Source organism: Polaribacter cellanae (assembly GCF_017569185.1).
GTDB lineage: Bacteria > Bacteroidota > Bacteroidia > Flavobacteriales > Flavobacteriaceae > Polaribacter > Polaribacter cellanae.
Window position 1 is genome coordinate 1,054,164 of record NZ_CP071869.1, and the last position, 12,568, is coordinate 1,066,731.

Below are 12,568 nucleotides of genomic sequence, written 5' to 3' on the forward strand. Positions count from 1 at the left end.
CAAAAGTTAGTAAATTAGCAAGCGTTAAGGATTGAACGATTTGTTTGAGCTCTTTTTTATTCTTTTTTGAATAAAAAAAGCGAGTAGAGAAAGCCTGTTAAAACGCCCAAATAAATATTGAAAAATTAAATAATTAAAAGATTGAAATTGTATTGAATCTTTTAATTTTAAATCTTTAAATAAAGAAAAATGAAATACGACATCATTATTATCGGAAGTGGACCTGGAGGTTACGTAACTGGAATTAGAGCAAGTCAATTAGGCTTTAAAGTTGCAATTGTAGAAAAGGAATCTTTAGGTGGAATTTGCTTAAATTGGGGGTGTATTCCAACAAAAGCTTTGTTAAAATCGGCACAAGTGTACGATTATTTAAAACATGTAGATGAATATGGTTTAAAAGCAGAAGCAATTGATAAAGATTTTGATGCTGTAATTAAAAGAAGTCGTGGTGTTGCAGATGGAATGAGCAAAGGTGTTGCTTTTTTAATGAAGAAAAACAAAATCGACATTATTAACGGTTTTGGAAAAATTAAAACAGGAAAAAAAGTAGATGTTACTGCTGAAGATGGAAAAGTAACAGAATATAGCGCAGACAATATTATTATTGCAACTGGTGCTCGTTCTAGAGAATTACCAAACTTACCTCAAGATGGTAAAAAAGTAATTGGATACAGACAAGCAATGACATTGCCAAGCCAACCAAAATCTATGATTGTTGTAGGTTCTGGTGCAATTGGTGTTGAGTTTGCGCATTTTTACAATGCTATGGGAACTGAGGTTACCATTGTAGAATACATGCCAAATGTAGTACCTGTAGAAGATATTGATATCTCTAAACAATTTGAGCGCTCCATTAAAAAAGCAGGAATTAAAGTAATGACAAATTCTTCAGTAGAATCTGTAGATACTTCTGGTGAAGGCGTTGTTGCAACTGTAAAAACTAAAAAAGGTGAGGAAACTTTAAAAGCAGATATTTTATTATCGGCAGTTGGAATTAAATCGAATATAGAAAATATTGGTTTAGAAGATGTTGGAATTATTACTGACAGAGATAAAATTTTGGTAAACGATTATTACCAAACAAATATTCCTGGCTATTATGCAATTGGAGATGTGGTTCCTGGGCAAGCCTTGGCACACGTTGCTTCTGCTGAAGGAATTACTTGTGTAGAGAAATTAGCAGGTTTACATACAGAAGCAATTGATTATGGAAACGTTCCTGGTTGTACTTATGCAACTCCAGAAATTGCATCTGTTGGTATGACAGAAGCAAAAGCAAAAGAGGCTGGTTACGATTTAAAAGTTGGTAAATTCCCATTTTCTGCTTCTGGAAAAGCAAAAGCGGCTGGAACTCCAGACGGTTTTGTAAAAGTTATTTTTGATGCAAAATATGGTGAGTGGTTAGGTTGCCACATGATTGGTGCTGGTGTTACAGATATGATTGCAGAAGCCGTTTTAGGACGTAAGTTAGAAACTACTGGGCATGAAGTGTTAAAGACAATTCACCCACACCCAACTATGAGTGAAGCTGTAATGGAAGCTGTTGCAGATGCTTATGATGAAGTGATTCATTTGTAGTGTTTTAAACGCAAAGACGCAAAGTTCGCAAAGGATTTTTATTTTATATCTTTATTAAAATATAAAAAACAGATTTTATAAAACGTTTTGTAAAAATTCTCACTAACTTTCTTAAAAAAGACTTTTCAACGATAAAATAGATACATTTGTCGAAAAACCGAAGTAATTTGCTTCGGTTTTTTTGTATCTTTAAATTATTATAATAACAATCCAAAAAAAAAAGAATTAAAATGAGAACAAAATATCGAAGTGTTTTAGATTTAGGAGAACAGTTAAATATTAAAGATGGTGATGTAAAAGAAGAAAACGGACAATTAAAAGTTTGGGGATTTGCAAAAACACCTTATGAGAAAGACTTAATTTGGGACGAAATTAAAAAAATTGGTGGAGAAAACCCAACTGATATTATGGCAGATATAAAAATAGAAGACGATTCTATTTACGCAAGACATACTGTAGAAAAAGGAGAAACTTTAGGAAAAATTGCAAAAAAATATTATGGAAAAGCTTCTAAATATACCGAAATATTTAAAGCCAATGGAAACATCTTAAAAAACCCAGATGTTATTCATCCAGGACAGGAATTAGTAATTCCTAACTTGTAGGAATTTACTTTTTTAGCATATGAAAACCGAAGCAAATTGTTTCGGTTTTTTTGTATCTTTAAATAAGCGATTTTTGCAATCCCTTCTCAATGTTTTTCCAAAAGTAATTCCAAAACGATTTTGTTTGGTCTCTTTCTAATTTTTCTACTTTAGTTTTTACCATTCCCTGTTTAGAAGTATCTTTTACAAAAAGATTCGCTAACCAGCTTAAAAACTTCTTTTTATTCTTTTGCTTATCTAAAATCTTAATATTAAAATTTTTAAAATCAATATTTAATTTTCCGTTGGAAACGGAATTATTTCCTTCAAAATCGAAAAACATCTCATTAATATAACCATCCATTTTTACGTTATAAGCAGGTAAAATAAAAGAACTCATATTTTTAGAATTCACATGAAACAAACTTCCTGAAATTCTAAAATCATCGTTTTTATTGTTGATATCGAAACTCCATCTTATTTTTAAAGCTGAGTCGGTCATGAACTTCGATTGAATATCTACAACTGTAAATTTTTCTGTTTTGTACTCACTGTTATTTATATTTTTTATTTGAGCATTCAATTCATCAAAAACTAAAATTCCTGGTTTGTGGTTTTTCTTTGTTTGCTCTTCATAAATTAATTTAGAGTCTTTAATATCTAAACTTTTTACATCAATTTTAAAAGGTAAATCACGTAAACTTTTACTGTACAAAGGCTTGAACTTTTTGGAAGCTTCTAAAACTGAAGCATTCAAATACAAATCGAAAAAAACATTGTCTACCAAAATATGATTTGCCGAAAAAGATAAATTGGGCTCCTCTTCTATTTTAATATCAGAAATTTTAATTTGCTTTGCAACCAAGTCTAACAACTCCTTTTCGTAAGGGAGATGATAAATATAATTTTTTCTAGATTTTAAAGGTACAATTTGTAAGCTATCGATAACAATATCATTATTTTTAAATTCGAATTTCTTAAACTTTATTGCTTGAACTTCGGATGTTTTTTTCTCGAAATTGTCTATTTCCACAAAAAGATTATCGTAAGAGAAAGGGATTTTTTTATGGCTGTTTGCAGATAAATCAAAATCGCTAATTTCTATATTAATATTTGCCATTTTTATGGGATAAGACGCTGCATCCACAACAGAAACATTCAAATTATTTACAATTATTGATTCTATAAAAATCTCTTCCTTTTTATGTTGAAGTGTATCTTTTTTTGAAATTGGTTTTGAAGTTTTTTTGGGTAATTTCCCTTCAATTGAAGAGGTGCTGACTTTAACTTCTCCAATTGAAATTTTATCATTTATTAAAAAGGAATAATAGGAAAAGTCGCTTACAGAAATCGTATTTGACTGAAATTTTAAACTATCTTTAGAAAGTTCTACATTATTAATAGCTACATTTCCGAATAAAACATTTACAGAAATATCTCCAGAATATTCAAAGCCTTTTTCTGTTATTTTTTGTTGAAGAACTTCATCAATTTTATTTTTTGCATAAAAATTCAATCCAAATAAAACAATCGCTATAATTGAAATTACAACTAAAAATTTCTTGTAAAATAACTTTGTTATCTTCATAAAAACTGCAATTATTTCGCTCTTTAATTTAGAAAATGAAGATACAGAAATAAATAATTATTTTTAGATTAAAGTTTAAAAAACAGTATTTTTACCTTGTATAATTAAATTATGAATTCAAAAGAATATTATAAAACAAAAAACGAAAAGTTTATAAGCTATTGGAAGATAAAAAGAGAAAAACGACTTAAATTCTCGTTTCTTCAAACTATTTATTTTGTGCTACCTTTTTGTATAATTATGGAATTATTTGAAATATCAGATGGAAATAAAGGTTTCCTAACTCTTAAATTTCTAGTGATATTTGTTATTCTGTTTATTATTTATTTTTTATTCACCTATTATTTTACCTATAAAAATCAAGAAAGAAGATTTCAAAATATAATAAAACAGCCTCAAAATTTTGATCACTAACAAAAAACAATTTTCCATAGAAATTCTAAAAGCGCTTATAAAATTGATTTTTGCTGGGGTTTTAATTGGTTTATTAAAACAATATGATGCAATTATTGCAGGGATTTTAATTCTAAAAATTATTCATAATATTTACAAAGAGATTATAAAACCAAAAACGAATAAGAATTGGTTGTTATTGGTAGGAATGTTATTAACTGGTTTTGGAGGAATTGTTGGTGAAACTTGGGGTGTAAACAATGGTTATTGGGAATATCATAAAGTTACAAGAGAACTGCCTTTATGGTTACCTTTTGCTTGGATGTTGGCTTTCCATTATTTATACAAATTAGAGCGAAATTTAATTCCTCTTTTGAAAAACCAAACTCAGAAAAATAAAATTATTTTGGCAATTATTTTGGCTTTAATTCTTCCTGCTTTTGGTGAAGTTATAACTATTTATTTAGGAGTTTGGACGTATTATTGGCCTTACCAACTTTTTGGAGTTCCTTTATATGCTTTTATTTGCTTAGTTTTTGTCCACATGTTAGTGTACACCATTTTACATTTTATTTGTAAAAAATATAAAATTAATGATGTTGTTTTTAATTGATTATTTCACAGAGATTCACAGAAAAAAAAGACACAGATTTCACGGATTACACAGATTATTACCTGTTATTAATTCAGATGATGACTGCCAACTGATAACTGCCAACTGAATACTGAATACTGCCTACTGAAACCTCCAACAAACTATCCTCGTTACTTTATTTCCTTGACTTAATGGAATTACTTTAAACTCAATTACGCCCAATTTTTTGGATGATTTTTCTAAACTCTCTACATTTTCCTTTTTAGAAACCAAGCTTGTAAACCATTTACTTGACGTTTTGTATAAAGAACTTTCATATAAATAATTATGCAAAAATGCTTTTTCGCCTCCAACATACCATAATTCGTTGTTGTTTCCAGAGAAATTTCGAACAGCACTATTTCCTAAATTTCTATTTTTACGCTTGTTTGCACCTTGTGCTTCTTCTGCAGATTTGTAAAAAGGCGGATTACACATGGTTGCCAAAAATGAGTCTTCACCCTCAATAACTCCTTTTAAAATATTGTTTTCATCAAATTGCTGACGTAAAGTAATATTTTGCTCCAATTTATTATCGTCTATAATATCTTGTGCTGTGTCCAAAGAATCTAAATCGATATCTGTAGCCACGAAATTCCAATTATATTCTGCAACTCCTAAAAGCGGATAAATACAGGTTGCTCCTGTTCCAATATCTAATATTTTTATGTTTTTTTCATCAGCAAGTAAATCTGCCAAATGATGTATGTAATCTAGTCGCCCAGGAATTGGCGGACATAAATTTTCGTCAGGAAAATCCCAAACAGAAATTTTATCAAAAGAAAACAGTAAACCTTTATTGAGTTCTTTTACAGCTTTTGGATTCGAAAAATCAATAGTTGTTGTTCCATATTTGTTTTCTGAAACAAATTCTTTTAAAGGTGGATTTACTTTTATTAATTCATTAAAATTATATCCTTTATTAAATTTATTTTTTGGGTGCAATCCTTTGTCTTTCATGTTTGTTGATTGTAATGATGATGATTAGTGATAAAAAAGTAACACAGATTTCACTGATTTTCATTGATAAAATAGATATGCTTTTAAATTTAATTTTATAAAACATAAAAGTTCGTGCTAATTCGTGAAATTCGTATCTTATTTTTACCACAAACATCTGTGAAAATCCGTGAAATCTGTGTCTAAAAAATTAAATCTCTAAAATCGTAAACTCTAATTTTAAAGGTTTTAACGATTTCTTTAAAGCATCGATAAAATCTTCACCATATTCTAAATAATATTCAGAAAAATTACGTTGTCTTTCTTCTAAACTTTGGTTTGGTAAAATTTGGTTTTGCAATGCTGTAATTCTTTTTACCAAATCGTTTTGTCTTCTTTTTTCTGCTTTTAACAAACGTTTTTCTAAATTTTGTAATCCTTTTATTTGTTTTACTTCTTGGGCTTTTACAGCACCAATAAAAGAAACATCTGTTTTTTCTGCGACTTGTTTTAATTCGGCAAACTGTTCTTCTAAATAATTTATTTTATCATTGAAACTAATCTTAATATCAGAATTTTCTACTACTTTTTTGGATAGTAATTTATGCTGATTCAAAAATAACTCTTCATGAGAAATATTTAAATTATTTAATTTTTTTTGTTGTTTTGTAGAAATCACTTGTACAGAATTTCGCAACAATAAAATAGGAAAAGGAATAGTTACTTTCTTAAAATAGTTCTTTAACTCAAACCAATATGCCATTTCTCCTCCTCCTCCAATGTAACATAAGTTTGGTAAAATAACCTCTTGGTATAAGGGTCGCATAATTACGTTTGGCGAAAATGCTAAAGGATTTTTAGCTACTTCTTTTAAAATTTCATCTTTAGAAAAAGTGATTTCAGTATTGTTTACTTTGTAAATTCCATCTTCAAAAACAATACGTTCACGAGAGCTTTCACTCAAATAAAACAAATTTATCTCCCTTGGATTTACTTGTATTTTATATTCCTTTTCTAATTTTGTAATCGTTTTAGAAACTTCGTTAAACGAAGTTTCATGCTCTAATTCGTCTTTTACAAACGGAATAAATAGTTCTTTTAAAGTTGTATCATCACCATCAATAATTACCAAACCGTATTCTTTAAACAATTCGTTGGCAATAAAACGAGTGGCATCTGCTAAATTATTGTGTTCTAAATATCCTTTTTTAAAAAGTGCTTTTAATTGCTCTGCATTTTTAGAATTCCCTAATTGATTCGAAAAAACTTCAAAAACAGTTTCTAAACCTTCTGTGGAAAATCGCCCAACTGCGCCACCATCTTTTCTGTTCCACAATACTTTTTTTCCTTCGAAATTGAAGTAATTAATCTCGTCAAAATCATGGTCTTCTGTTGCCATCCAATAAATAGGAACGAAATTTTTATCTGTAAATTTTTCTGATAATTCTTCCGCTAAATTAATCGCAGAAATAATTTTATATAAGAAATACAAAGGACCTGTAAATAAATTTAATTGATGTCCTGTTGTTATCGTAAATGTATTTTGCTGTTTTAATAAGGCTATATTTTCTTTCGTTTTTTCTGAAACTGCATTGTCATTTAGAGCGGAGTCGAGAAATTTATATTGATTTTCCAGTGCATTTACCAAGGTCAATCTCGATTGTAACCTGTAAGATTTTTGTTTTTCTTCGATCTGATTATGGAAACCTGTAATATCTGGAAAATTATTATAAAATGGTTTTATCGTTTCTTTTTGCTCTAAATAATCGAGCATTGTTTTAGAGAAAAAACCAGTGTTTTTAAAAGGAATTTGTGTTACTTTCATTATATAATAACACTTTTAAAGCAACAATTAATTTCTGATGTTAGGTGCATTTGGCTCATTTAATTTTTTATAAAAATACGAATATTTTATGCTTTGTCGGAACTTCATTTTCAATCTAACAAAGTTTTAACAACTAAAAAAAGAGTTTTAAAATATTAAAAAAAATAATCCTTACTTTTGGTTTTCTAATCCGTTACTTACACATGAAAATTAAAGCATTTTTAGTCGTTCTTGTTCTTTTTACAGGAACCCTTTTTTCTCAAACTTTACAATCTCCATCCGAATTTTTAGGCTATGAAATTGGTTCTCGTTTTACGAGACATCACAGGGTTGTAGACTATTTCCAATATGTTAGCAACACTTTATCGAACGTTAAAATGGAAAAATACGGAGAAACAAACGAACACAGACCTTTGTATTTGAGTTATATTTCTTCACAGGAAAACATCAATAATTTAGGTCAAATTAGAAAAGAAAATCTTTCTCAAACTGGAATAGTTTCTGGGAATGCTACTAATAAAAAAGCCATTGTTTGGCTAAGCTACAACGTTCATGGAAATGAGGCTTCAAGTACAGAAGCGGCTATGTTAACACTTTATGAATTGGTTACCAATAAAAAAGATTGGTTAAAAAACACGATTGTAATTATAGACCCATGTGTAAATCCTGATGGAAGAGACAGATATGTAAATTGGTACAATCAAGTTAAAAGTATGCCTTTTAATATAGATCAAAACGCAAAAGAGCACAAAGAACCTTGGCCCTCTGGAAGACCAAATCATTATTTATTTGATTTAAATAGAGACTGGGCTTGGGTTACACAAGTAGAATCTGCACAAAGAATTAAAATGTACAATAAGTGGATGCCACATGTTCATGTCGATTTTCATGAGCAATATATTAACAATCCTTATTATTTTGCGCCTGCTGCAGAACCTTTTCACGAAATAATTACGGATTGGCAACGTGATTTTCAAACTCAAATAGGTAAAAATCACGCAAAATATTTCGACAAAGAAGATTGGTTATATTTTACAAAAGAAAGTTTCGATTTGTTGTACCCAAGTTATGGAGATACCTACCCAACTTACATGGGCGCAATTGGAATGACGTATGAACAGGCTGGTCATGGAATGGCTGGTTTGGGAATACATACAGATGAAGGCGAAGTTTTAACCTTAAAAGACAGAGCAATACATCATATGACAACTGGTTTATCTACAGTTGAAATTTCTTCACAAAATGCAGAAAAACTGAATACCGAATTCAAGAAATTCTTTAATAATGCAGATTTAAATTATAAAAGTTACGTTTTAAAAAACGATAACGAAGATAAAATGAATCGTTTAAAAGCATTGTTAGACAAACACGAAATTAAGTACGAAAATGCCAAAAAAGGTTCTGTAAAAGGGTACAATTATGCAAATCAAGAAAACGAAAAATTTGATACTTCTACCAACGATTTAGTAATTCATACGAATCAACCAAAAGGTAAAATGGTAAAAGTTTTATTTGAGCCAAATGCCAAATTAGCAGATTCTTTAACCTACGATATTACAGCTTGGTCTTTGCCTTATGCACATGGAATTAATGCTGTAGCATCCACTTCTAAAGTGGCTTCTTCTATAAATAATGGTAAAAAAATCATTAATAATAGTATCAATAAATCTGCTTATGCCTACATTTCTAAATGGAATAGTATCGATGATGCTACATTTTTAGCCGATTTATTAAAAAATGATATGGTTCCAAGATTCACACAAAAAGCATTTTCTGCAAATGGAAAATCATACAAAGAAGGAACCTTAATTATTTTAAGAAACGACAATAGAAATAAAAATTTTGATTCCAAATTAATAAAAATTGCGGATAGAAATATGCGTCAATTAACAGCTGTTTCCTCTGGATTTTCTCAAACTGGAGCAGATTTTGGTTCGCCATCTATAAAACCTATCAACAAACAAAAAATTGCAGTTATTTCTGGTAAAGCAACATCATCATTAAGTTTTGGAGAAGTTTGGCACTTTTTTGAAACACAATTAAAATACCCAATTACCAATATAAATTCTGATAATTTTTCATCTACAGACCTTTCTAAATATGATGTAATTATTTTGCCAAGTGGAAATTACAATGCTGTTTTAGATAAATCTACTTTAGAAAAAGTAAAAAAATGGACACATTCTGGAGGAACTTTAATCGCTATTGGAAATGCAGTTAGCAGTTTTGCGAACAAAGATGATTTCTCTTTAAAAACAAAGGTTTCCGAAGATAAAAAAGACGAAAAAGACATTAATTTAACGCCATTTGCAGACAGAGAGAGAAAAGATGTTGCCAATTTAATCACGGGAAGTATTTTTAAAAGTACTTTAGACAACACACATCCTTTGGCTTTTGGGTATGGAAAGGAATATTTTTCTCTAAAATTAGGCGGAACTTCTTATGAGTATTTAAAAGACGGCTACAATGTTGGGTATTTCGACGAAAACACGAAAAATGTTTCGGGGTATGCAGGAAGTAAAGCTGTAAAAAACGTGCCAAAATCGTTGTTTATTGGCGAGCAACCAATGGGCAATGGAAGCGTTATTTATATGGTAGACAACCCTTTATTTAGAGCTTTCTGGGAAAATGGAAAGTTATTTGTAGCGAATGCAGTTTTCTTATTAAATTCAGATAAGTTGAAGTAAAGTTTTTATTTGGGCGTTTTAACGGGCTTTCGCTACTCGCTTTTTTTTCTGAAAAAGAAAAAAGAGCTTGCAGGAAATTTCACAACCCACAACCCAGAAAGGGTTTGAAACCCTTTCTGGGTTAAAACCATAAAATTAATAAATAGCTCAACCTTACAATAATTTATTTCGGAATCAAATCGCAATACCAAAAACTGGTGTCGTAGTTTTTTTCTTCTTCTTTATCTTTTGATTGATAGCAATTATCATCATCATTACTATGCAAAGTATAAGAACGCAACGTTTTTTCACCAATTGTAAAATCTACAGGTTTGCTAAAATTTGGCCCATCAAAAACAAAAGTATGAAACTCGCCATTTTCTCCACAAACATCTACATTTTCTGGTAAATCTTTTATAAATTGTTCGTCAATAATTCTACCGACAAATTCTTCGCCTAACATTTTCGAATTTACACAAACTGTAATTGCTTTAAAACCCAATTCTAAAAATTCGGCTATAACTTCTTTTGTGTCTTTCTTCCAAAGTGGGTATATTCCTTTCATGCCAACTTCTTTTAATTTAGAATCGCGATATTCTTTTAAATCTTCTAAAAAAATATCGCCAAAAACGGCATATTCATATTCTTTTTCTATTAAAGAATCCATTGCTATTTTCATGGTTTTAGAATAAGAATCCATAGTTACATTTGCAGGAAAAGAAATTGTTTGAAGTGGAAGTTCTAAAGATACTATTTGTTTTTCGAGTAACTCTTTTCGCAAACCATGCATAGAAACCCGTTTATAATCTTCATTTACAGTCGTAACCAACAAACTTACATCGTAATCAGGATTCTGTTGCATTTTATACAATGCCAAAGCAGCATCTTTCCCTGAACTCCAATTAAAATATGTTTTTTTCATCGTATTTTTTCACAAAAAAATCCTACACAAGTAGGATTTTAAAAGTTTATTTTTTCCTTTGATTTAAAGGAACTGGTTTTTCTTGCTTTTTAACAGGCGTTCCATACAAATCGTAATCTCCAGCATCGTGAATTTTCACATCAATAAATTCTCCAATCTTAATGTAGTGTTCTTTAGCATCTACCAAAACATCATTATCTACATCTGGAGAATCCGATTCTGTTCTTCCGTAGAAATATTCTCCGTCTTTTCTATCGAACAAACATCTAAAAGTTTTTCCTATTTTTTCTTGGTTTAATTCCCAAGAAATTTGAGACTGAACTTCCATAATTTCATTTACACGTTTAAACTTTACATCTGCAGGAACATCGTCTTCTAAAACATAAGCGCCAGTATTTTCTTCGTGCGAATATTCAAAAGCTCCCAAACGTTCGAAACGCATTTCTTCTACCCAATCTTTTAATTCTTGAAACATTTCTTCAGTTTCACCCGGGTAACCAACAATTAACGTAGTTCTAATTGCCATTTCTGGAACTGCTTCTCTAAATTTACGGATTAAAGCCGTTGTTTTTTCGTGTGTTGTTCCTCGTTTCATCGACTTTAACAACTCTGTATTAATGTGTTGTAAAGGAATATCTAAATAATTACACACTTTTGGTTCGCGTTTCATTACTTCTAAAACATCCATTGGAAAACCTGTTGGAAATGCATAATGCATACGAATCCATTCAATTCCATCTACTTTTGCCAAAGCTTCTAACAAATCTGCCAAAGCGCGTTTTTTGTAAATATCTAATCCGTAATATGTTAAATCTTGTGCGATTAACATAATTTCTTTAATGCCTTTTTCTGCTAATTTTGTTGCTTCTGTAACAATATCTTCAATAGGTGTAGAAACGTGTTTTCCTCTCATTAAAGGAATCGCACAAAACGAACAAGGTCTATCACAACCTTCTGCAATTTTTAAATATGCGTAATGTTTTGGAGTGGTTGTTAAACGTTCGCCTATTAATTCGTGCTTATAATCTGCTTCTAAAACCTTTAATAAATTCGGCAAATCGTGTGTACCAAAATATTGGTCTACATTGGGTATTTGCTCTTCCAAATCTGGTTTGTAACGCTCACTTAAACATCCTGAAACAAAAACTTTATCGATTTCTCCTGCTTCTTTTCTGTTGGCATAGTGTAAAATCGTATCAATAGATTCTTCTTTTGCTTTTCCGATAAAACCACAAGTATTAATCACAACAATATTTCCATCATCATTTTCATCTTCATGCACCACGTTTTTACCATTGGCTTTCAACTGCCCCATTAACACTTCCGAGTCGTAAATGTTTTTAGAACAACCTAAAGTAACAACGTTAATTTTATTTTTTTTGATGGTTTTTGTACGCATTGTATTTTGTTTTAAGCGAGTGCAAAAATACGAGTTTTAA

General features: G+C 30.0%; 9 protein-coding genes. 4 read left to right on the forward strand and 5 right to left on the reverse strand.

Annotated features, from left to right (window positions below; all coding sequences use genetic code 11):
- Positions 1-189: 189 nt before the first annotated feature.
- Positions 190-1,578 carry a dihydrolipoyl dehydrogenase gene (lpdA, locus tag J3359_RS04885; RefSeq protein WP_208079621.1) on the forward strand — a complete coding sequence of 463 codons (1,389 nt, stop codon included), beginning with the start codon at positions 190-192 and terminating at the stop codon, positions 1,576-1,578.
- A 230-nt stretch (positions 1,579-1,808) separates the two neighbouring features.
- Entirely contained in the window at positions 1,809-2,183 is a 375-nt protein-coding gene (locus J3359_RS04890; RefSeq protein ID WP_208079622.1) for a LysM peptidoglycan-binding domain-containing protein, read from the forward strand.
- Between the two features lie 58 nt (positions 2,184-2,241).
- On the opposite strand, the gene J3359_RS04895 is transcribed toward J3359_RS04890, so the two are convergent.
- On the reverse strand, positions 2,242-3,750 hold the full coding sequence (locus J3359_RS04895; RefSeq protein ID WP_208079623.1) for a hypothetical protein: 1,509 nt from the start codon (positions 3,748-3,750) through the stop codon (positions 2,242-2,244).
- A 403-nt stretch (positions 3,751-4,153) separates the two neighbouring features.
- On the opposite strand from J3359_RS04895, the gene J3359_RS04900 reads away from it, so the two are divergent.
- Positions 4,154-4,756: a hypothetical protein gene (locus tag J3359_RS04900; RefSeq protein ID WP_208079624.1), complete on the forward strand. Its 603-nt coding sequence runs from the start codon at positions 4,154-4,156 to the stop codon at positions 4,754-4,756.
- Between the two features lie 123 nt (positions 4,757-4,879).
- On the opposite strand, the gene rlmF is transcribed toward J3359_RS04900, so the two are convergent.
- Together rlmF and bshC are read right to left on the reverse strand one after the other, a co-directional pair.
- Positions 4,880-5,737: a 23S rRNA (adenine(1618)-N(6))-methyltransferase RlmF gene (rlmF, locus tag J3359_RS04905; RefSeq protein WP_208079625.1), complete on the reverse strand. Its 858-nt coding sequence runs from the start codon at positions 5,735-5,737 to the stop codon at positions 4,880-4,882.
- A gap of 190 nt (positions 5,738-5,927) precedes the next feature.
- Positions 5,928-7,541 carry a bacillithiol biosynthesis cysteine-adding enzyme BshC gene (bshC, locus tag J3359_RS04910; protein WP_208079626.1) on the reverse strand — a complete coding sequence of 538 codons (1,614 nt, stop codon included), beginning with the start codon at positions 7,539-7,541 and terminating at the stop codon, positions 5,928-5,930.
- A gap of 203 nt (positions 7,542-7,744) precedes the next feature.
- Between bshC and J3359_RS04915 the strand changes: the two genes are divergently transcribed.
- Positions 7,745-10,228 (forward strand): M14 family metallopeptidase, encoded by a 2,484-nt coding sequence (locus J3359_RS04915; protein ID WP_208079627.1) that lies wholly within the window; start codon positions 7,745-7,747, stop codon positions 10,226-10,228.
- A 163-nt stretch (positions 10,229-10,391) separates the two neighbouring features.
- Here J3359_RS04915 and J3359_RS04920 read toward each other — a convergent pair whose 3' ends face one another.
- Positions 10,392-11,129, reverse strand: a complete 738-nt coding sequence (locus tag J3359_RS04920) for a Dph6-related ATP pyrophosphatase (protein WP_208079628.1) — start codon at positions 11,127-11,129, stop codon at positions 10,392-10,394.
- 46 nt (positions 11,130-11,175) lie between these two features.
- Positions 11,176-12,528, reverse strand: a complete 1,353-nt coding sequence (gene rimO / locus J3359_RS04925; protein ID WP_208079629.1) for a 30S ribosomal protein S12 methylthiotransferase RimO — start codon at positions 12,526-12,528, stop codon at positions 11,176-11,178.
- Between the last annotated feature and the right edge of the window lie 40 nt (positions 12,529-12,568).